This is a genomic window from Actinosynnema sp. CS-041913, from assembly GCF_050942485.1.
In the GTDB taxonomy this organism is placed as follows: domain Bacteria; phylum Actinomycetota; class Actinomycetes; order Mycobacteriales; family Pseudonocardiaceae; genus Actinosynnema.
The window spans coordinates 1,369,573-1,390,489 of the sequence record NZ_CP192037.1 but is presented as its reverse complement, the minus strand read 5'-3'; the positions used below and the strand labels follow the sequence as shown (position 1 = coordinate 1,390,489).

Below are 20,917 nucleotides of genomic sequence, written 5' to 3'. Positions count from 1 at the left end.
CTCCTCGGAAGTTCTTGATTGAGAACGTATGACCTGAGTTGTTCCGAGTCAAGATGTTCTGATCCGAGAAAAATGCGCCGTGGGCGTATGATCGGTGCCATGAACGCCCCTGTCGACGCCGGCTGCGTGAGCCGGTCCGGACTGAACTGGCTGCTGCACCGCGCGGCTCAGCAGCTTGGTTCGGTGGCGCAGGAGGCGGCGGCACGGCACGGTGTCACCACTCGCGGGCAGCTCGTGCTGAGCGCGTTGACCAGCGAGGAGTTCCGGCGCAGCCAGCTCGCGCTGGGGCAGGCGTTGGGGCTGGACAAGACGACGCTGACCGCCGAACTGGACCGGCTGGAGCAGGCCGGGCTGATCGTGCGCAAGCCCGACCCGACCGATCGGCGGGTGCGGGTGCCGGTGATCACCGAGCAGGGGCGCACGGTCCAGGCCGAGGTGGAGAAGCTCCACGTCGAGGTGGAGACCGAGTTCACCGCCGGCCTGGAGCCCGCGGAGGCACACGTTCTCCGGGCGTTGTTGAGGCGGCTGATCACGGCCGACCACCGGCCGGGCAGCGGTTCCTGCCTCTAGCCGCGTGGTCGGGGCGCGTCAGACCAGGTCGGAGAGGGTCGCTGAGCGCAACTGGTCGGGTGAGACGGCCGCGTGCGCGTCCACCAGGGCTTGGAGTGCGACGCCGTCGTCCCACTGGTTGACGTTCATCGCCGCTTGCAGGCGTCCTTCGCGCAGCCAGAACGCGGTGAAGTCGCGGGCTTCCAGGGAGCCCCGGACGACAAGTTGGTCGTGTTCGGCGTCGGCCAGGCCCCGGTACTCCATGCCCAGGTCGTACTGGTCGGAGAAGAAGTACGGCACGGTGGTGTAGGGCTCGTCGCGGCCGAGGATGGTGCCGGCCACGTGCGCGCCCTGGTCCTTGGCGTTCGCCCAGTGCTCGACGCGCACCCGACGTCCGTAGCGGGGGTGGTCGTGGGCCGCGATGTCGCCGATCGCGCAGATGTCGGGGGACGAGGTCCGCAGGGCGGCGTCGACGGCCACTCCGCCTCCGGCGAGGGTCAGGCCGGCTTTCTCGGCCAGGTCGGTGTTGGGTTTCGCGCCCACGCCGAGGACGACCACGTCACCGGCGACCTCGGACCCGTCGGCCAGGCGCACGCCGTGGGGGGTGAAAGCCTCCACCCCGACGCCCAGCCGCCAGTGGACGCCGTGGTCGGCGTGGAGCCGGCGGAACACCTCGCCGACCTTCGGGCCGAGAACCCTCCTGAGTGGAAGGTCGACCGGGTCGACCACGGTGACGTCCGCGCCGTGGGAACGGGCCGCGGCGGCGACTTCGCAGCCGATCCAGCCCGCGCCCACGATCACGACTTCGGCGGTCGCGGTGAGGGTGCCGCGGAGGCTCAGCGAGTCCTCGACGGTGCGGAGGGTGCGCAGACCTGGGAGGTCTGCGTTCGGGACGGGCAGCGTGCGCGGCGTCGAGCCCGTCGCGAGGACCAGCCGATCGTACGAGTGCGTTGCTCCATCCGAGTCGACGACCACCCGCTCACCTGGTCGGATCTCGGTGACTTCGACGCCGAGCCGGAGGTCGACGCCGTGGGTTTCGTAGAAGTCCGGCTCGTGGACGCGGTGCGGCTCGTCGGCGTTCCCGAGCAACACATCCTTGGACAGGGCGGGTAGTTCGTAGGGCTGATGCGCCTCTCTGCCGAGGAGCATGAGCTTTTTGTCGTAGCCGCGTTCCCGCAACGCGCCCGCCGCGGAGGCCCCGGCGAGGCCCGACCCGATTATCACGATCCGTTGCGGTTCAGCCATTTTTCACCCTCCCAGGTGACTGGAGTGATGACTACATGCGACGCTATCGGCAGCTCGGCACGGTCGCCCGTCGGGACTTCCCGTCATGGCACCAACCCGCGTGCGTCTCATCCCCGCGAGCGCCCGGATTGGTCCGAGCACCCGTGTCGAGACAAGCTGGAGGTTCGGGGCCGTGGGTACAGCCAAGGAGTGGCAGATCTCCTGCCGCGACATCGCATCCCGTCGCCGAGACATGACCGTTTTCGTCAGTCAGGGGCATGTGGTGGTCACTGTGCCGCCCGGGGAGGCGGCCGTGTTGACGCCGTTGGAGGTGGGGCGGCTGCGGGCTGCCCTGCGGGATGCGGTGGTGAACGCTTCCGGGATGCCGGAGAACTGATCCCGGTTGGTGGTGGCTCTTACGCCGGTCGGTTTCCGGCCTGGCCGTTCTCAGCTTCTCCGGCGGGATTTGTCGTACCCCCGTGGTGGGGTGTGCGTCGGGGGGTGCTCGCTTCGAGGGGATCCCTGCGTAGCCACGTCATTGGGGCGTGTCGGGTCTGGGTGGGGAGTGTCGGGTCTGGGTGGGGCGTGCCTCGGCTGCGCGGAGTCGAACTGCTTTCAAGCGTCGCTCGCCGCTGGGCAGGCCGCCAAGGATGATCACAAGAGCAGGACCCGGGCGTCGTGCCATCCCCGTATGGCCAGGTCAAAGACAACCACATGCGTCAAGGGGAGATCGTCTTGGTGTCCTTCGACCGCGCGACCGACCTCCCCTTGACACATGCGGTTCCCTGCGGGCAGGCCATACGGGGATGACACGCAGCCCACCGACCGGTGTGCGCGGCTGCGCGCGCCTTGGCTTCGAGCGGCGCGTGGCGTGGTGGTGGTGGTGGTGCGCTGGTGGTGCTGGTGGTGCGGCGGTGCTGGCGGTGGCGTGGTGTCGTGGTGTCGTGGATCGGTCGTGGGAGGGTCGGGGGTCCGAATTCTGCCTCAAGCCTTCCTACTCGCGGGTAGGTAGTGTCAGTATCGGGCTGTGGGCACCTACTTCGTCACTGGCGCGACGGGCTTCATGGGGCGGCGGCTGGTTGAGAGGCTGGTCTTGCGGGCGGACTGCGAGCGGGTTTTTGTGCTGGTCAGGCCGCAGTCTGTGGGGAAGGTCCCGGCGCATCGCAAGGCGACCTTGGTGCTGGGGGACCTCACCTCCCGGATCGACGCCTCGCGGGTCGAGCATGCCGCTCCGGTTGGGTGTGGGCTCGTGCACCACGTTTCGTCCGTCGCGGTGGCCGGGGACTATCGCGGGACGTTCCACGAGGCCGAGTTCGACTCGACGGCCACCCGGACCGCGACCGGGCTGGAGCCGCCGGAGTTTCCGGCCTACGCGCACGTCCTGTGGCGGTATTGGGCGGAGCACCTCGATCCTCTGCGCCCCGCGCGTCGGCACGGGTTGGCCGGGCGCACGGTCCTGATCACCGGGGCCTCGTCCGGGATCGGGCGGGCCAGTGCGTTGGCCGTTGCGCGGAAAGGCGCGACCTTGTTGTTGGTGGCTCGGCGAGCGGATGAGTTTGGACGAGGTCGCCGACGAGATCCGGGCCGGCGGTGGCACCGCCTTCACCTACCCGTGCGACCTCACGGATGGCGAGTGGCGGCCGGTGAGAGCGTCGGCGACGGTGTCACCTTCACCTCCGTGCGGATGCCGTTGGTGCGCACGCCGATGATCGGGCCCACGAAGGTCTACGACGCGTTTCCCGCCGCCACGCCCGAACGTGCCGCGCAGTGGGTGGTGCGCGCGTTGGAACGCCGGCCCGAGGAAGTGAACCTGCCGTTCGGCGTCCTTGCCGAGTTGGCCCGCAAGATCGCCCCCAAGACGATGAGGTCGTTGGTTCACCTGGGATATCGCGCTATGCCCGAGAAAGGTCGACCTCGCACGTCTCCCCTGGCGTCCGTCGCCTCGGGTGTCACGCGCCTGGCGCTGCGAGCCGTCCGGTGAACCGGGTGGTAGGTGCGTTGCGCGCGGTGGTGGCACTGGTGAAGGCCGGTGTCGTCCGGCCGATGGGGCCGGGCCGGCTGTTGGGTGTGCTCGACGCGTATTTGCGGTGGGACCTCACGATCGCGTCCGGGTTCGCGATCGGGGCCGCTCGGCATCCCGACCGCGCCGCGGTGGTGGACGACCTGGGAACGTTGACCTATCGGGAAGTCGACGAGCGGACCACGCGGCTCGCGCATGCGTTGCGGGACCTGGGTGTCGGCGCGGGCGGGAAGGTCGCCGTGTTGTGCCGCAACCACCGGGGGTTCGTGGAGACGGTCGCCGCCTGTGTGAAGTTGGGCGCCCACACCGTGTTGCTCAACACCGGGTTGAGTGCCGGGCAGATCGCGATTGTCCTGCGGGAGCAAGATGTCTCGGTGGTTGTCGCGGACACCGAGTTCCGGCAGTTGCTCACCAACGCGCCCCGCAAGGTGCGGCGGGTCATGGCTTGGGTGGACGGGACCACCAGGAGCAGGACGTTGGAGGGCTTGATCGCCGGGGCCCCCGCCACGCCGTTGCCGAAGCGCCCTCCTCGCGGGCGGATGATCGTGCTGACGTCCGGCACCACCGGTGCGCCCAAAGGCGCCAAGAGGCCTGAGCCGGCCAGTTTGAGCCCGGCGGCGGCATTGTTGTCCCGGATTCCGCTGAAGGCGGGCGACAAGTTCTCCGTGCCCGCGCCGTTGTTCCACACCTGGGGCCTGGCAGCGTTCCAGATCGGACTCGTGCTGGGTGCGACGTTCGTGCTGCGGCGGAAGTTCGACCCGGCTTCGACGCTGGCCGACGCCGGGCGGCACGGCAGTGCGGCGTTGTTCGTCGTTCCCGTGATGCTACAACGGATTCTGGAGCTGACCGGGCGTCCTCACCTGCCCCGGCTCCGCGTCATCGCCTCCAGCGGCTCGGCGTTGCCGCCCCCGGTGGCCCGGCGTTGTCTCGACGACTTCGGGCCGGTGCTCTACAACCTTTACGGCTCAACGGAAGTCTCGTGGGTCACCATCGCGCGGCCGGACGAGTTGGCACGGTACCCGGACACCGCCGGGATGCCGCCGCAGGGCACGCGGGTCGAGATCCTGGACGAGCACGGGCGGCCGGTGCCGGCGGGTGCGACCGGGCGGATCTTCGTCACCAACGAGATGTTGTTCGACGGGTACACCAACGGCGGCGGCAAGGAGATCCGGGACGGGCTCATGGCGACCGGTGACGTGGGGTACCGGAACGGCTCCGGTCTGCTGTTCGTCGCCGGGCGGGACGACGAGATGGTCGTCTCCGGCGGTGAGAACGTCTACCCGCGCGAGGTGGAGGACCTGCTGGCCGGGCTCGCCGGGGTGCGGGAGGTGGCCGTGGTCGGGGTGCCGGACGACCGGTTCGGCCAACGACTGGCGGCTTACGTGGTGCCCGAGGAGCCTGGCAAGCTGGACGAGGACGCCGTGCGGGAGCACGTCCGGGACCACCTGGCGAAGTTCTCCGTGCCGCGTGAAGTGGTGTTCCTCGACGCGCTTCCGCGCAACGCCACGGGAAAGGTGCTCAAACAGGAGCTGCGGTGAGTATTCTGCGCGCGGGGGGCTGATGACCATTCCCGTTCAGCGAGCGGCCGATCCACGCGCCAACGCGGTGACGAACCTGCGTGAGGCGCGGATGGCGCTGGACGAGGGGCGCCCCGGTGACGCGCTGGAGTTCGCCGAGAAGGCCGTCGCGGCGTTCTCCTGGCTGGACGACGCGGAAGGCGTGGCGCAGAGCGTGCTGGCCCAGTCGGTCGCGCTGGGCAAGCGTGGGCTGCTGCCCGGCGCGCTGGACACCATCGACCGGGTGCAGCAGATCGCCTCCGCGAACCGGCACGTGCGGCTCCAGGCGTGGTGCAGCTTCTCGCAGGCCGTGGTGGAGCTGCGGCTCGACTCGCGGGAGCGGTCCCTGCACTCGCTGTCGCGCGCGCTGGGGCTGGCCGAGCTGACCGGTGACCACGAGCTGGTCGGCTCGATCCTGTTCGAGCAGGCCAAGCTGATGTGCACGCAGTACCACGAGCACTGCATGATCCGCTCGGAGGCGACGCGGTGCAGCCCGGACGGCGAGCCGTGCGTGCGGAAGCTGCGGCGGGCCGAAGCGCTGTGCGCGCAGGTGCGGGACAAGTGGAAGAACCTGGACGAGCCGGTGCGGATGGCGCGGGTGAACCTGCTGCTCGCCCACGTGCGGCTGGACCTGGGCGAACTGGACCGCGCGGTGCGCTCGTGCCAGCGGGCCGACCAGCTCCTGGCCGGGAAGGAACGGCCGGTGCTGCGGGCCGAGCTGCTGATGGCGCGGGCCCGCGTCAACGGGGCGCGCGGCCGGTTCAACGACCAGGTGAGACAGCTCACGCAGGCCGCCGAGCTGGCGATGGGGTGCCTGGCGCGGGAGGTGGCCGTCCGGGCGCACGGCGCGCTGAGCGTCGCGCACGAGCGGGCCGGGAAGCTGGACGCGGCGCTGCGGCACGCCCGGTCGCAGCTCGACCAGTACCGGCTGTGGGAGTTGCAGGAGGGCCGTGACCTGCTGCGGATGCGGGAGCACGACCTGTCCGCGCGGCTCGTGGAGCAGTTGGCGCACCACCGGTTCGAGCCCCGGCGGGAGAACACCGTGGTCCGGCCGCCCCGGCACGAGCCGCTGCGCACCACGTCGACCGCCGAGCAGGTCAACCGGCGGATCGCGCGGGCGCTGGCCGCGGGCCTGACCAAGCGCGGCATCGAGGTGCTGCGGCGGCTGGCGGGCGGTGCGAGCACCAGCGCCATCGCCGAGGAGCTGGAGCTGTCCCCCAAAACGGTGCAGAACCACCTCCAACGGATCTATCGGACGTTGGGCGTGCGGGACCGGGCGGGTGCCGCCGTCTGGTGGATGGACCTGGTCGACGAGCCCACTGGGTGAGACCACGGCCCGACGGGGTAACCGAACCGCCGGCGGCTCGTTGCCGCCAATGGTGGGATGTTCACGACAACCGGAGCGTCCCGCTTGGGGGTTTTGCCTATTCCGCTGTGGCAGAAGTGGGTGATGAGCCGGATGCAACCTGTGTGCCATGCTCCGCTTGGACGCTCGTCCCTGCGTCCCCTGGCGAAAGCGGCGGTAGTGCGATGCTGGTGGTCGGTGGGCGGATCGGCCCGCGATCAGTGCAACGCCCTGGCACCGTCGCGCCCGTGCGGCGCCGCGTGCCCGATTCGCCGCGCCCGGCCCGCACGTGGCTCGCCCGCCGCCAGGAGCGCCCCAGGTTCACGCAGCCACGACACTCGCCCTGTCGACACGACGGGACCGGCCGGCGCTCCGCCGCGCCGCTGACGTGCCGTGCCCAACCGAGCGCCGAACCGCGCGCGGGCCCTGCCGGCCGGCGCCGATGACCGTGGTCATCGCACTCCTCCCAGGCCGCTACCAATCGAACGGAGCTTGACGATGGTTGTGAACGTGATCCGCAGATTCTTCGCCGTGGTGGCCCTCTGCGCCGGTCTCGGCGCCATCCTGGCCGCGCCCGCGAGCGCGGACGTGCAGACCGAGAGCGCCGAGAAGGAAATCTTCATGCCGCCGTACGCACTGCCGTCGTAAGACATCTCGCCAAGGCCGGGTTCGCGTCACCGCGGGCCCGGCCTTGGGGCATTGTGGACGCCGTGAGCACCGATCAGTTGAGTCTCCGTGCGCCGCGGCACCGGGTGAGCCGCAAGTCGATCACCCTCTGGACGTTGCACGCCGTGATCGGCTGGGCGGTGCTGCTGGTGCCCCAGCTTGTCGTCCTGGTGTTCAGCCGCACGCCGTGGCAGCTCGGGCTGGCGGTGGCGACGCTGGCCGTCGGCACCGCGCACACCCTGGTCATGCCGCGCTGGCGGTACCGGGTGCACCGCTGGGAGGCGACGCCGGACGCGGTCTACACGCTGGCGGGCTGGCTGAACCAGGAGTGGCGCATCGCCCCGGTGTCGCGGATCCAGACGGTGGACACCAAGCGCGGGCCGTTGCAGCAGCTCCTGGGCTTGTCGACGGTGACGGTGACCACGGCGTCCGCGGCCGGCCCGGTGCACATCGAGGGCCTGGACCACGACGACGCGGTGCGGCTGGCCGACGAGCTGACCACCACGACCCAGGCCACGCCGGGTGACGCCACGTGACCACGGAGCTGCCCGCCGCCCCCGAGTACGCCGAGCCGGTCGTGGACTGGCACCGGCTGGACGTGCGGATGCTGATCGTGCGACCGCTCAACGAGATCCTGGGCCTGGTCCCGGTGTTCATCGGCCTGCTGGTGCTGGGCAAGGGCGAGACCTGGCGGATCGTGGTCAGCGCGGGTGTGATCGGCGCCATCGTGCTGTTCGGTTTACTGCGCTGGGTGACCACGCGGTACCGGATCACCGCCGAGCAGGTCGAGATGCACACCGGGCTGTTCGTGCGGAAGCGGCTGGCGGTGCCGCGGGAGCGGATCCGGACCGTGGACCTGACCGCGAAGCTCGGGCACCGGCTGTTCCGCCTGTCCGCGATCCGGGTGGGGACGGGGCAGCGCGACCAGCCCGGTGAGGACGGGCTGACGCTCGACGCGGTGTCGTCGGTGGAGGCGGAGCGGCTGCGGGTGCTGCTGCTCACCCAGGCCGTGCCGGAGGGCGCCGCGGAAAGCGGCGAGGCGGCGGAAGAACGCCCGAGCGAGGTTTTGTCCACTTTGGACCCGAGGTGGTTGCGGTACGCGCCGCTGACGCTGTCCGGTCTGGTGGCGGTCGGCGCGTTGGCCGGTCTGGTGGCGAACTACGCGCGCGAGCTGGACATCGAGGTGCTCGACCCGCTGACGGACGCCGCGCACTGGGTGGTCCAGCAGCCGGTTTTGCTGACCGTGTCGCTGTTCGCGGTCGCCGTGCTGCTGATCGCCGGAGTCGGGTCGGTGCTGGTGTACATCGTGCAGTTCTGGGGCTACCGGCTGACCCGTGAGCCCGACGACACGGTGCGGGTGCGCCGCGGGCTGTTGACCACCCGGTCGGTTTCGGTTGCCGAGCAACGACTTCGCGGTGTGGAGGTGGAGGAGCCGCTGCTGTTGCGGGCCGGTCGTGGCGCGCACGCGAAGTCGGTGACCACCGGGTTGGGGCGCAAGGGCGAGAGCAACCTCCTGCTGCCGCCCGCGCCGGTCGCCGAGGCGCACCGGGTGGCCGCCGAGGTGCTGCGGCTGGACGCGTCGCCGACGCTGACGCCGTTGCGCCGGCATCCGATCGCGGCCCTGCGGCGGCGGATGGTGCGCGCGGTCGTGCCGTTGCTGGTCCTGGCCGGGGTGCTGGCGTGGTTCGCGCCCGGGTGGACGTGGCAGGTGACGTTGGCCCTGGTGCCGTTCTCGGCGTTGCTGGGCTGGGACCGGTACCGCTCGCTGGGACATGCGCTGACCGAACGGTACGTGATCGCACGGCAGGGGTCGGCGGTGCGGGAAACGGTTGCGCTGCAACGTACCGGCATCATCGGCTGGCGGGTCTCGCGGTCGTTCTTCCAGCGGCGGTCTGGGTTGGTGACGATCTCCGCCACGACGGCCGCGGGTGACGGGGCCTACCACGTGGTGGACGTCGCGGAGGCCGACGGCCTGGCGTTGGCCGACGAGGCGGTGCCGGAGCTGTTGCGGCCGTTCCTGGCACGGTGAGCGGGGCGTCCCGGCCCCTCGTCCGGGATGCCCCGCTCACGCCCGCGCATCACGCCTTCCGGCGGATAAGGCGTCTGCGCGCAACACCAGGCTAGGGGTAGCCGGTGGAAGTCCGGCTGTATCGGCCGTACTGCGAAGCGACCCGTCCTGACCTGGGCATCTCGTCCTGCGCACGGCGGAATCGGCAATACCGGCGGCAACGCCGCCCGAACGCTGCCACGATGGAGACCATGCCGGACGCCGACCAGCTCTTGCGCTTCGCGCGAGCGGTGCGGAAACACCGTCTGGACGCCGGGATGACCCAATCCGAGCTGGCCGCGCGGTCCGGCGTGAGCGTGCGCACGATCAGGGCGGTCGAGCAGGGGCGCGCGGCCCGGCCGCACACCACGTCGCTGGCCAGGCTGGCGGACGCGGTCGGCCTCGCCTGGCCGCCCACCGGTCCACGGATCTCCGTGCTGGGTCCGCTGACGGTCGAGACGGCGGACGGCGAGATCCGTTGGGGATCGCGGAAGTCCCGGGTGCTCCTCGCGGTTCTCGCGATGCACGCGGGACAGCCGGTGTCGCGGCCCGAGATCGTGGACGCGCTGTGGGGCGAGGAGCCGCCACCCACCTGCCAGAACCTCGTGCACGGCTACATCGCGCGGGTTCGCGCCGCGCTGGAGGACCCGTCGACGGTGGAGGCCACCCGCCGCGGGTACCGGCTCGTGGTGCGGGACGGGGAACTCGACCTGCTGAGGTTCGACGCGCTGATCACCCGCGCACGGGACGCCGAACCCACCCGGGCGGTCGGGCTGCTCGGCGCGGCACTGGACCTGTGGCGCGGGCCGCTGCTCGCGGACCTGCCGGACGCGGTCCGCGGACATCCCGCCGCCCACGCGATCACGGCCCGCCGCACCGCCGCCGCCGGGATGCTGGCCGACCTCGCGTTGGCGCACGGCGTCGCCGGGGAGGCGGTGGAGCGCCTGTGGCGGGTGGCGGTCGAGGAGCCGTTGCACGAGGGGTTGCACGCCCGGCTGGTGCTGGCGCTGGCCGCCGACGGCAGGCAGGCCGCCGCGCTGGAGGAGTTCGCCCGGATCCGCGACCGCCTCGTGGACGAACTCGGTGTCGAGCCGGGCGCGGAGCTGCGGGAGGCACACGTCCGGGTGCTCCGCCAAGACCTGCCGGACCCGCAGGTCGACGTGCCCGCGCAGCTCCCGGTCCCGATCAGCCACTTCACCGGCCGCCGGGCGCAGCTCGCCCGGTTGGACGGGATGCTCGCCGAGCAGACCCGGGCGGTGCTGATCACGGCGATCGCCGGCACCGCCGGGGTCGGGAAGACCGCGCTCGCGACGGCGTGGGCGAACCACGTCCGGGACCGGTTCCCGGACGGCCAGCTCTACGTCGACCTGCGCGGGTTCGCGGCGAACGTGCCGATGCGCCCTGCCGAGGCGCTCGGGCGTTTCCTGCGGGCATTCGGCGTGCCGCCCGAACGCGTGCCGGCGGAGGCGGACGAGGCCGCCGCGCTGTACCGGACGCTGCTCGCGGACCGACGGGTGCTGGTGGTGCTGGACAACGCGGCCGGCGCGGACCAGGTCCGTCCGCTGCTGCCGAGCGGGCCGGGCAGCATGGCGCTGATCACCAGCCGGAACCGGTTGGGCGGCATGGCCGCGCACGAAGGCCTGGAGCGGCTCGCGCTCGACGTGCTGAGCCCCGACGACGCGCGGGCACTGCTGGAACGGACGCTCGGCGCACACCGCACCGCCGCGGAGCCGCAGGCCGCGGGGGAGTTGGCCGAACTGTGCGCGTACCTGCCGCTGGCGCTGCGGGTGGTCGCGGCCAACCTGGCCGACCAGCCGCACCGGTCCATCGCGGACCAGGTCGTGGAGCTGCGGGAAGGGAACCGGCTGGCGGAGCTGAGCATCGACGGCACCGAGGAGGCCGCGGTCCGCACCGCGTTCGGCCTGTCCTACCAACGGCTCGCCGCGCCCCACCGCAGGCTGTTCCGGCTGCTCGGCGCGGTCCCGGGGCGCGACTTCACGGGGGAGGTGGCCGCGGCGCTGCTCGACGCGGACCAGCGCGACGCGGAACGCGGCCTCCGCGTGCTGCTGTCCGCGCACCTCGTCCAGGAGCACTCCCCCGGCCGCTACGGCTTCCACGATTTGCTCCGGCTCTACGCCCAAGAGCTGGCCGAGCCGGAAACCGCTGCGGCACAACGGCTGTACCGCTGGTACCTGGGACAGGCGGACGGCGCCGCGCGCGCGGCCTACCCGCATATGCTGCGCCTGCCGGTCGAGATCGCCGCGACCGCGTCGTTCCCGGCTCCGGAGGCCGCCCTGTCCTGGCTGAACGACGAGATCTCCAACCTCGCCGCGGCGGTGGTCGACTGCCGATTACCGGAACTGCGCCCGACCGCGTGGCTGCTGGCGGATGCGCTGCGCGGCTACCTCTGGCTGTCGATGAAAATCACGCTGTGGGAGTCGACCGCCACGGCCGCGATCGCCCTCGCGCAGGAGGAAGGCGACACGCTGGCCGCCGCCGCCGGCAGCTTCAGCCTGAGCGGCGCCCACCTGAGGCGGAGCGACCTGGTGCGGGCGGCCGAGCAGTGCGCGATCACACTCACCCTCGCCCGCCGGGCGGGCTGGGTCGTCGGCGAGGTGGCCGCCAGCGGCACGTTGGGGTCGGTGCACTACCACCTGGGCGAGTTGGAGCAGGCCACGACGCACCTCGAACTCGCCATGCGGCTGGCCACCGACCTGGGCCTGGACCAGGCGAGAGCCAGCACCCTCATCACGTCGGGGAACGTGGCGGCGTACGGTGGCGATCTCGACGAGGCCGAGCGTCGTTACCGCGAGGCGTTGGTCCTGTGCCGCGCCATCGGATCGCCCTACGTCGAAGCGATGGCGATGGGCTCGAGGGCGGACGTGCTGCGGCGGCGCGGCCGGACCGGTGAAGCCCGCGACCACCTGCTCCGTGCGCTGGCCTACTTCCGGGAGGTCGGCGATCGCGCGTCGGAAGGCCGTGCCTTGGTGGTGCTCGCCGACATCGAACGGACGGCGGGCGACGCGCACAGCGCCCTCGCACTCGCCGAAGTCGGCCTGGAACTGGGCCGCCAGAGCGGCGAGAGCGCCAGTGAGGTCGACGCCCTGATCAGCCTGGGCAGGATCCGGGAGGTGCTGGGCGAACCCGCCCACGCCCGCGATCTCTACCGGGAAGCCCTCGCGCTGGCCAGGCGGGTCAAGGCCACGTTCGGGGAGGTGCGGGCACTGATCGGGATCGGCGACCCGGAGTCGTTGCGGGAAGCGTTGGCCACCGCGCGGACCCGCGGCTATCGCCTGCTCGAACAGCGGGCCCTCGCCCGTGCGGCGCGGGCAGCTCCGGACTGAACGAGGTTCGCGGTGCGGGACGAAGGTTCGTCCCGCGGACGCCCGCGGTCCGGTGATGCGGGCTCGGATGGCTAGCCCGCCGAGCGGAACGTCGTCCGGTACACGCTCGGCGCGACGCCGAGCAGCGCGCTCATCTGCTGCCGCAACGCCGCGCCCGTGCCGAAGCCGGAGTGCCGGGCGACCTGGTCGATCGCCAGGTCGGTGGTCTCCAGCAGGTGCCGGGCCCGTTCGACGCGTTGCTGCGTGATCCACTTGCCCGGACTCACCCCGGTCTCCTCGCGGAACCGCCGGGTGAACGTCCGGACGCTCATCCGCACGTGCTCGGCCAGCGCCCGCAGCTCCAGCGGCTCGTGCAGGTGCTCCACCGCGTACGCGCGGGCGGGCGCGGTGGACGCGTCGGCGACGTCGGGCACCGGGCGCACGATGAACTGCGACTGCCCGCCCGGACGCCAAGGCGGGACCACGCACCGCCGTGCGGCGCCGTTGGCGACCTCCGAGCCGTGGTCGTTGCGCACCAGGTGCAGGCACAGGTCGATGCCGGCGCCCACGCCCGCCGAGGTCAGCACGTCACCGTCGTCCACGAACAGCACGTCGGGGTCGAGCGGGACGTGCGGGAACAGCCGCCGGAAGTTATCCGCGTGCAGCCAGTGCGTGGTGGCCTTACGGCCGTCCAGCAAGCCCGCAGCGGCCAGGACGAACGCCCCCGTGCAGATGGACATGATCCGCGCGCCCCTGGCAGCGGCGGCACGCAGCGCGTCCCGCACGTCGTCGCCGATGGTGCCGTCCTCCAGCACCTGCGCGCCGTAGTGCACCCCGGCCACGATCACGGTGTCCGCGTCGGCCAGCAGCTCCAGGCCGTGATCGGGCGTGACGGTGAACTCCGCGGCGCTGCGCACCGGCCGGCCGCCGGGCGTGCAGATACGCACCCGGTAGTAGCGCACGCCGTCGTCGTCGCGGGCGGCGTGGAAGATCTGCGGCGGGGTGCCGAGGTCGAAGCCGACCACCTCGTCCAGGGCCAGCACGGCAACCAGGTGGGTCATGGCCGGATTCTTGCACATGATGGCCGACCGGCCACTTTTCGCCGAACGGTCCGATCCAGGACGCTCCTGACGTGACTCGAAGCAACTGGGCATGGGCGGTCGCGGGCGTGAGCTTCGTCGCGCTCATCGGGGCGGCGGCGTTCCGGGCGACGCCGGGGGCGCTGATCGAACCGCTCCAGGAGGAGTTCGGCTGGTCCACCGCCACCATCGGGCTCGCGGTGTCGGTGAACCTGATGCTGTTCGGCCTCACCGCGCCGTTCGCCGCCGCGCTGATGGAGCGGTTCGGCGTGCGGAAGGTCGTGTCGTTCGCGCTGACGCTGGTCGCGGTCGGCAGCGGCCTGACCGTGTTCATGACCACGAGCTGGCAGCTCGTGCTGTTCTGGGGCGTGCTGGTCGGCCTGGGCACGGGCTCGATGGCGCTGGCGTTCGTCGCCACCATCACCGGCCGGTGGTTCGTCAAGCAGCGGGGCCTGGTCACGGGCGTGCTGACGGCGGGCGGCGCGACCGGCCAGCTCGTGTTCCTGCCGGTGGTGGCGTCGCTGGCCGAGTCGTCGGGGTGGCGCTCGGCGTCGATCCTGGTGTCCGTGGCGGCGCTGGCGGTCGTGCCGCTGGTGCTGCTGTTCCTCCGCGAGTACCCGGCCGACCTGGGCATCCCGCCCTACGGCGGCGACGAGATCGTGCCCCGGCCGACCCCCGGGCCCGGCGCGGCGAAACGTGCCGTCACGGCACTGGCGTCGGCGGCCCGCACCGGCCCGTTCTGGTACCTGGCGGGCGGTTTCGCGATCTGCGGGGCCACCACGAACGGCCTGGTGGGCACCCACTTCATCCCCGCCGCGCACGACCACGGCATGCCCACCACCACGGCGGCCGGCCTGCTGGCCCTGGTCGGCGTGTTCGACATCGTCGGCACGGTCCTGTCCGGCTGGCTCACCGACCGCGTCGACTCACGCATCCTGCTCGCCGCGTACTACACCCTGCGCGGCGCGTCCCTGCTGGTCCTGCCGCAACTGTTCCAGGACTCGGTGCACCCGAGCATGCTGGTGTTCATCATCTTCTACGGCCTGGACTGGGTCGCCACCGTGCCACCGACGGTCGCCCTGTGCCGCGAGGTCTTCGGCATGTCCGCGCCGGTCGTGTTCGGCTGGGTCTTCGCCTCGCACCAACTCGGTGCGGCCTTCGCGGCGACCGCGGCCGGCATCACCCGCGACAGCTTCGGCAACTACGCGCCGGCCTGGTACGTGGCCGGGGTGCTCAGCATCGGCGCGGCCTTCCTGTCGATGCGCGTGCGCAGGTCAACGGCGCTTGCGGGCAGTCCCGAAAATCCCACGGGTGATCTCACGCCCCAGAGCACCCGCCGCTGACCGGGGGTCAGGCTCCAGGGCGGAAGGGGTTGCGAATCGTCAGGTTCGCGGACCACCGTCCTGGAGACCCTCCGGCACCGATGTCGCGGCGCGATCGCTCGCTCGGTCCAGCGCATCCAGCGCCCTGCGTCGGGCCTCCTCGTACCGCTCGTCAACCGCTGCGAGCGCGGCGATCTGATGCGAGAGCAGGGTGCTGAGCGACATCCCCCTACGTGCAACGAGCGCCTGCGCCCGCTGGATGATCTCTTCGTCCAACTGAATCGTGATGTCTTGCTTGGACATCGTCCACCGCCTATACCCGGTACACGTGGAAGCAGCTACCGACGCTTGCGGGCAGTCCCGAAAACCCCACGGGTGATCTCACGCCCCAGAGCACCCGCCGCTGACCGCAGGAACGACTTCACCGCCGAGTTCCCCAACACCTTCTCCACCAAGCCGGGATCATCGCGCCGAGGTTCCGACGACGGCGCCTCCCGCTCCCCTTCCGAAGCAGGAGGCGTCACCTTCGCGCTCAACTTCTCGTACGCCGACTCACGGTCGATGGTCGCCGCGTACTTCCCGTGCAGCTCCGACGACCCCGCTGCCTGCCTGATCGCCTCCACGCCGATCGTGTCCATAAGCGACCGAGGCGCGCGCAACCGTGTCCAGGCCACCGGAGTAGGCGCGCCCGTCTCGCTCAGCACGGTCACGATCGCCTCCCCGGTCCCCAACGACGTCAACGCCTTGTCCAGCGAGTAGTGCGGCGTAGTCGGATACGTCTTCACGGTCTTCGCCAACGCCGCCTGGTCCTCCGGCGTGAACGCGCGCAACGCGTGCTGTATCCGTGCACCGAGCTGCGACAGCACCTCGTTAGGCACATCGGTAGGCAACTGCGTGCAGAAGAACACCCCGACACCCTTGGACCGGATCAGCTTCACGGTCTGCGTGATCTGCTCCTTGAACGCCTTCGACGCGTCCGCGAACAACAGGTGCGCCTCGTCGAAGAAGAACACCAGCTTCGGCTGATCGAGATCGCCCTCCTCGGGCAGCTCCTGGAACAACTCCGCCAACAGCCACATCAGGAACGTCGAGAACAACGCCGGCCGGGACTGCAACTCGGCGAGTTCCAGCAACGACACCACGCCACGACCGTCCACCGAGCGCATCAGGTCGCGCGGGTCGAGTTCGGGCTCGCCGAAGAACGTGTCGCCGCCCTGCGCCTCCAGGTTCACCAGCGACCGCAGGATCACGCCCGCCGTCGCCGACGACACCCCGCCCAGACCTTTCAGGTCCGCCTTGCCCTCGTCGCCGGTCAGGTGCGCGATCACCGAACGCAGGTCCTTGGTGTCCAACAACGGCAGGCCGCGCGTGTCCGCCCAATGGAAGATCAGACCGAGCGTCGACTCCTGGGTCTCGTTGAGCCCCAGCACTTTCGACAGCAGGATCGGCCCGAAGCCGGTGATCGTCGCCCGCACCGGCACACCCGCGCCGCCCGTGCCCAACGACAGGAACCGCACCGGACAAGCCTGCGGCTGCCAGTCGTCACCGGTGTCGGCGGCCCGCGCGGTGATCCGGTCGTTCGCCGAACCCTGTTGCGACAGACCGGACAGGTCGCCCTTCACGTCCGCCATGACGACCGGCACGCCCGCCGCCGAGAGCTGCTCCGCGATCACCTGGAGCGTCTTGGTCTTGCCGGTGCCCGTCGCGCCCGCGACCAGGCCGTGCCGGTTCAGCGTGGCCAACGGGAGCCGCACCCGCGCGGCGGGTTCGACCGTGCCGTCGACCAGCACGGCGCCGAGTTCGACGGCCGCGCCCTCGGTGGCGTAACCGGCCGCGATATCGGTCTGAGCCGTCATTGCGCCGAGCGTAATGAGATTGGAAGGACCCGCCACTCGAAGCGCCCGCGGAGTCCGACCATCCGACGACTAGGCTCGCTCGGGTGATGGATCGCTTGGTGTGGATCGACTGCGAGATGACCGGGCTCGACCTGGGCAAGGACGCCCTGATCGAGATCGCGGCGCTGGTGACCGACGCGGAGCTGAACGTGCTCGGCGAGGGGGTCGACGTGGTGATCCACGCCGACGACACCGCGCTCGACTCGATGCCGGAAGTCGTGATGGCGATGCACGCGAAGTCCGGCTTGACCGAAGAGGTCCGCCGGTCCACCGTGACGCTGGCCGACGCCGAGGCCCAGGTGCTCGCCTACCTCAGGGAATGGGTGCCGGACCCGCGCACCGCGCCGCTGGCGGGCAACTCGATCGCCACCGACCGGGGCTTCATCGCGCGCGACATGCCCGAACTCGACGGCCACCTGCACTACCGGATGGTGGACGTGTCGTCGATCAAGGAACTGTGCCGGCGCTGGTACCCGCGGATCTACTACGCGCAGCCGGAGAAGGGCCTCGCGCACCGGGCGCTGGCCGACATCCGGGAGTCCATCCGGGAGCTGGCGTACTACCGGCGCACGGCGTTCGTGCCGCAGCCCGGACCCACCTCGGAGCAGGCCCAGGCGGTGGCGAGCGAGCTGCTGGCCGCTGACCGGGAGAAATAGGGTCGATTTCAGACCCGGCGGTAGGGCACGCTATGCTTCGTGCCGCCGGGTCGACCGGTCTTGGTGGGTGTAGCTCAGCTGGCAGAGCACTGGGTTGTGATCCCAGGTGTCGCGGGTTCAAGTCCCGTCACTCACCCCAAGCGAAACGCCCCTTGGCCACCCGGTCAAGGGGCGTTTTCCGTCACTTCGGGAGTTTGCCGTGAGCGCCACACTCGTCGCGAAAGACCTGGCGGCCGGACATGGCGACCGGGTCCTGTTCTCGGGTTTGGACCTGGTGGTCGCGCCCGGCGACGTCGTCGGGCTGGTCGGCGCGAACGGGGCCGGGAAGTCGACTCTGCTGCGCACCCTCGCGGGCCTGCTCCCGGCCGAGGAGGGTGTGATCCGCCTCTCCCCCGTGACGGCCACCGTGGGCCACCTGCCGCAGGAGCCGGACCGCCGCCCCGGCGAGACCGTGCGCGACTTCCTGGCCCGCCGCACGGGCGTGGCGGCGGCCCAGGCCGAACTCGACCGCGCGACCGAGGCGCTGGCCACCGGCGCCGACGACGGCTACTCCGACGCGCTGGAGCGCTGGCTGGCGTTGGGCGGCGCCGACCTGCCCGAACGTGCCGAGGAGGTGGCGGCGGACCTGGGGCTGTCGGTTGACCTGGACCAGCTCATGACGTCCCTGTCGGGCGGCCAGGCGGCCCGCGCCGGCATGGCGTCCCTCCTGCTCAGCCGCTACGACGTCTTCCTGCTCGACGAGCCGACGAACGACCTGGACCTGGACGGCCTGGCCCGCCTGGAGGCGTTCGTGACCGGCCTGCGCGCCGGGACGGTCGTGGTCTCCCACGACCGCGAGTTCCTGGCCCGCACGGTGACCAGGGTGGTGGAGCTCGACCTGGTGCAGCAGCAGGTGCGCAGCTACGGCGGCGGCTACGAGTCGTACCTGGAGGAACGGGAAATCGCCCGCCGCCACGCCCGGGAGGACTACGACGAGTACGCCAACACCCGTTCGGCATTGGAAGACCGCGCCAGGGCGCAACGGGCGTGGATGGAGAAGGGCGTGAAGAACGCCCGCCGCAAAGCGGGCGACAACGACAAGGCGGGCCGCAAATTCCGCACCGAGGCGACCGAGAAGCAGGCCTCGAAGGCACGGCAGACCGAACGCCTCATCGAACGCCTGGACGTGGTCGAGGAACCCCGCAAGGAATGGGAACTGCGGATGGAAATCGCCGCGGCCCCCCGCGCCGGAGCCGTCGTGGCCGTGCTGCGGGCCGCCGTGGTGACCAGGGGGACGTTCACCCTCGGCCCGGTGGACCTGCAGATCGACTGGGCGGACCGGGTGGCCATCACCGGGGCCAACGGCGCCGGCAAGTCGACCCTCCTGGCGGCCCTGCTGGGGCGGGTGCCGCCGACCTCGGGCACGGCGTCGCTGGGCCCCGGCGTGGTCGTGGGCGAGATCGACCAGGCACGCGGCCTGTTCCTGGGCGACGAGGCGTTGCTGGACGCGTTCGGCGCCACCGTGCCCGACCTGCCGCCGGCCGAAGCACGGACCCTGCTGGCCAAGTTCGGCCTCAAGGCGGCGCACGTCCTGCGCCCGGCGGCCTCCCTGTCCCCCGGCGAACGCACCAGGGCGGCCCTGGCGCTGCTCCAGGCGAAGGGCGTCAACCTGCTGGTGCTGGACGAGCCCACGAACCACCTGGACCTGCCGGCGATCGAACAACTGGAGTCCGCCCTGGACGCCTACCCCGGCACCGTGCTCCTGGTGACCCACGACCGCCGGATGCTCGACACCGTGCGCACGACCCGCCGCCTGGAAGTGGCGGCGGGTCGCGTGAAAGACCTCTAGCGGTTGCCCTTGACCCACTCTTCCCAGGGCACCTGCCAGTCGCCGAACCCGTCCCAGGACTCCAGGGGCGGGCCGCCGGAGTTGGTGACGACCACGATGTCGCCCGGCTTGGAGAGGTCGAAGACCCACTTCGCGTTCTCCGGCGACAGGTTCAGGCAGCCGTGGCTGACGTTGCGCCGGCCCTGGTCGCCCACCGACCACGGGGCGCTGTGGAAGAAGATGCCGCCGTTGGACATGCGGGTGGCCCAGTCGACGGGCGTGACGTAGCCGCCGGCGTCGAGCGCCAGGCCGTACGTGCGCGAGTCCATGACCATGTGGTCGTGCTTCTCCATGAGCACGTAGGTGCCCGTGGGAGTGGGATTCGCGGCGTTGCCCATGGAGGTCGGCATGGTGCGGGCGACCTCACCGTTGATCTTGGTGACGACCTGGTGCGTGCCGCCGTCGGCCTCGTGGACGACCGCGTCCCCGATCGTGGTGTTGATCAGGCGGTCCTCCTCGCCGTAGATGCCGTTGCCGAGGTGCTTGCCGTAGATCTTGGCGTTGATGGTGATCTTGGTGCCGGCCGCCCAGTAGTTCTGCGGACGCCAGTGCACCTGCTTCTCGTCGAACCAGTAGAAAGCGCCCTCGACCTTGGGCTCGGTGGTGATGGAGATCATCGCCTCGGCGGCGGCCTTGTCGGCGATCGGCTCGTCGAAGTAGAAGGCCAGCGGCTGGCCGATGCCGACCGTGGTGCCGTCCATCGGGTTGACCGAGAGGAACGTCAGCGTGCGCGGCTTCACCGTGGTGAAGGTCGACGTCTTGGTGACGGGCTTCCCGTCCGCACCCGTCCCGGTCACCGCCAGCGTGTAGGTCTTGGCGTAGCCGAGGGCTTCGCTGTTGGTCCACTGGAGGCCGTCCGGCGTGACCTGCCCGGCGACGGCCTTGCCGTCGGCGTTGGTCAGCGCGACCTGCGTGATCTTGCCGTCGGCGGCGGTCGCGACCACGGGCACTCCCGGCGCGACGTCCACCGCCTGGTCCGCGGGCCCGGTGCTCAACGTCACGGGCTTGGGCGGCGGCGTGGAAGAGGTAGTGGTTTCGAGCGTGGATGCCCCCTCGGACGCGCCACTGGACGAACAACTTGTGACCAACACCGCAACCAACCCGATCGCGACGACCCCCAGCGCTCTCCGCGCCCCCCGGCTGATCGACATCCGCGCCTCCGCTTCACGTCACCAGGGACACCAAACCCCATTGGTGTCCCACTACAAGGTGACGCCCAAAGGGTTGACGATGTTGCCCGAGATGCCGGATCGTTACCCACGCGAAGTTCCCCCTGGGACAGCGTCGCGCACCGGTCCTGACCAGGTGATTGGGAGCCGCGTAGGACGCTGTGCTAATGTTCTCCACGTCGGACGGAGCAAGACAGTC

At 71.0% G+C, this 20,917-nt stretch carries 16 protein-coding genes, 1 tRNA gene and 2 pseudogenes; 14 read left to right on the top strand and 5 right to left on the bottom strand.

The window, feature by feature from the left end; genetic code table 11:
- The first annotated feature begins 99 nt into the window (after positions 1-99).
- Positions 100-570, top strand: coding sequence for a MarR family winged helix-turn-helix transcriptional regulator (locus ACQPZF_RS06860; RefSeq protein ID WP_433269394.1), 471 nt, complete (start codon positions 100-102; stop codon positions 568-570).
- Between the two features lie 18 nt (positions 571-588).
- On the opposite strand, the gene ACQPZF_RS06855 is transcribed toward ACQPZF_RS06860, so the two are convergent.
- Positions 589-1,794, bottom strand: coding sequence for an NAD(P)/FAD-dependent oxidoreductase (locus tag ACQPZF_RS06855; RefSeq protein ID WP_433269392.1), 1,206 nt, complete (start codon positions 1,792-1,794; stop codon positions 589-591).
- A gap of 172 nt (positions 1,795-1,966) precedes the next feature.
- On the opposite strand from ACQPZF_RS06855, the gene ACQPZF_RS06850 reads away from it, so the two are divergent.
- The 9 genes and pseudogenes from ACQPZF_RS06850 to ACQPZF_RS06810 all read left to right on the top strand — a co-directional run bounded on the left by ACQPZF_RS06850 (position 1,967) and on the right by ACQPZF_RS06810 (position 12,751).
- The gene (locus tag ACQPZF_RS06850; RefSeq protein WP_433269390.1) at positions 1,967-2,170 is read left to right on the top strand and encodes a hypothetical protein; all 204 of its coding nucleotides are present in this window, start codon (positions 1,967-1,969) and stop codon (positions 2,168-2,170) included.
- A 630-nt stretch (positions 2,171-2,800) separates the two neighbouring features.
- A pseudogene (locus ACQPZF_RS06845) lies at positions 2,801-3,025 on the top strand (SDR family oxidoreductase); the annotation flags it as partial.
- 51 nt (positions 3,026-3,076) lie between these two features.
- Positions 3,077-3,754: pseudogene (locus tag ACQPZF_RS06840) on the top strand (SDR family NAD(P)-dependent oxidoreductase); the annotation flags it as partial.
- Entirely contained in the window at positions 3,751-5,331 is a 1,581-nt protein-coding gene (locus tag ACQPZF_RS06835) for an AMP-binding protein (protein WP_433269389.1), read from the top strand. The pseudogene ACQPZF_RS06840 and the gene ACQPZF_RS06835, both read left to right, overlap by 4 nt.
- 22 nt (positions 5,332-5,353) lie before the next feature.
- The gene (locus ACQPZF_RS06830) at positions 5,354-6,676 is read left to right on the top strand and encodes a response regulator transcription factor (RefSeq protein WP_433269387.1); all 1,323 of its coding nucleotides are present in this window, start codon (positions 5,354-5,356) and stop codon (positions 6,674-6,676) included.
- A gap of 528 nt (positions 6,677-7,204) precedes the next feature.
- Positions 7,205-7,342: a hypothetical protein gene (locus tag ACQPZF_RS06825; RefSeq protein ID WP_433269385.1), complete on the top strand. Its 138-nt coding sequence runs from the start codon at positions 7,205-7,207 to the stop codon at positions 7,340-7,342.
- Between the two features lie 62 nt (positions 7,343-7,404).
- Positions 7,405-7,896, top strand: a complete 492-nt coding sequence (locus ACQPZF_RS06820) for a PH domain-containing protein (RefSeq protein ID WP_433269383.1) — start codon at positions 7,405-7,407, stop codon at positions 7,894-7,896.
- A 68-nt stretch (positions 7,897-7,964) separates the two neighbouring features.
- Positions 7,965-9,389, top strand: coding sequence for a PH domain-containing protein (locus ACQPZF_RS06815; RefSeq protein ID WP_433274458.1), 1,425 nt, complete (start codon positions 7,965-7,967; stop codon positions 9,387-9,389).
- A gap of 221 nt (positions 9,390-9,610) precedes the next feature.
- Entirely contained in the window at positions 9,611-12,751 is a 3,141-nt protein-coding gene (locus ACQPZF_RS06810) for a BTAD domain-containing putative transcriptional regulator (RefSeq protein WP_433269381.1), read from the top strand.
- 71 nt (positions 12,752-12,822) lie between these two features.
- On the opposite strand, the gene ACQPZF_RS06805 is transcribed toward ACQPZF_RS06810, so the two are convergent.
- A complete protein-coding gene (locus tag ACQPZF_RS06805) occupies positions 12,823-13,791 on the bottom strand; it encodes a GlxA family transcriptional regulator (protein WP_433269379.1) in 969 nt (322 codons plus the stop codon).
- A 71-nt stretch (positions 13,792-13,862) separates the two neighbouring features.
- Here ACQPZF_RS06805 and ACQPZF_RS06800 point away from each other — a divergent pair, with 71 nt between their 5' ends.
- Positions 13,863-15,152 carry an MFS transporter gene (locus ACQPZF_RS06800; protein ID WP_433269377.1) on the top strand — a complete coding sequence of 430 codons (1,290 nt, stop codon included), beginning with the start codon at positions 13,863-13,865 and terminating at the stop codon, positions 15,150-15,152.
- Positions 15,153-15,191: 39 nt separating this feature from the next.
- Here ACQPZF_RS06800 and ACQPZF_RS06795 read toward each other — a convergent pair whose 3' ends face one another.
- Together ACQPZF_RS06795 and ACQPZF_RS06790 are read right to left on the bottom strand one after the other, a co-directional pair.
- Positions 15,192-15,434, bottom strand: a complete 243-nt coding sequence (locus tag ACQPZF_RS06795; protein WP_433269375.1) for a hypothetical protein — start codon at positions 15,432-15,434, stop codon at positions 15,192-15,194.
- 35 nt (positions 15,435-15,469) lie between these two features.
- On the bottom strand, positions 15,470-16,987 hold the full coding sequence (locus ACQPZF_RS06790) for a helicase HerA-like domain-containing protein (RefSeq protein ID WP_433269374.1): 1,518 nt from the start codon (positions 16,985-16,987) through the stop codon (positions 15,470-15,472).
- An 83-nt stretch (positions 16,988-17,070) separates the two neighbouring features.
- On the opposite strand from ACQPZF_RS06790, the gene orn reads away from it, so the two are divergent.
- The 3 genes from orn to ACQPZF_RS06775 all read left to right on the top strand — a co-directional run bounded on the left by orn (position 17,071) and on the right by ACQPZF_RS06775 (position 19,510).
- Positions 17,071-17,682 carry an oligoribonuclease gene (gene orn / locus ACQPZF_RS06785; RefSeq protein ID WP_433269372.1) on the top strand — a complete coding sequence of 204 codons (612 nt, stop codon included), beginning with the start codon at positions 17,071-17,073 and terminating at the stop codon, positions 17,680-17,682.
- Between the two features lie 63 nt (positions 17,683-17,745).
- Positions 17,746-17,821, top strand: a tRNA-His gene (locus tag ACQPZF_RS06780).
- 60 nt (positions 17,822-17,881) lie between these two features.
- On the top strand, positions 17,882-19,510 hold the full coding sequence (locus tag ACQPZF_RS06775; protein ID WP_433269370.1) for an ABC-F family ATP-binding cassette domain-containing protein: 1,629 nt from the start codon (positions 17,882-17,884) through the stop codon (positions 19,508-19,510).
- On the opposite strand, the gene ACQPZF_RS06770 is transcribed toward ACQPZF_RS06775, so the two are convergent.
- On the bottom strand, positions 19,507-20,700 hold the full coding sequence (locus ACQPZF_RS06770) for a L,D-transpeptidase (protein WP_433269368.1): 1,194 nt from the start codon (positions 20,698-20,700) through the stop codon (positions 19,507-19,509). The two genes, ACQPZF_RS06775 and ACQPZF_RS06770, sit on opposite strands and share 4 nt — an antisense overlap.
- Between the last annotated feature and the right edge of the window lie 217 nt (positions 20,701-20,917).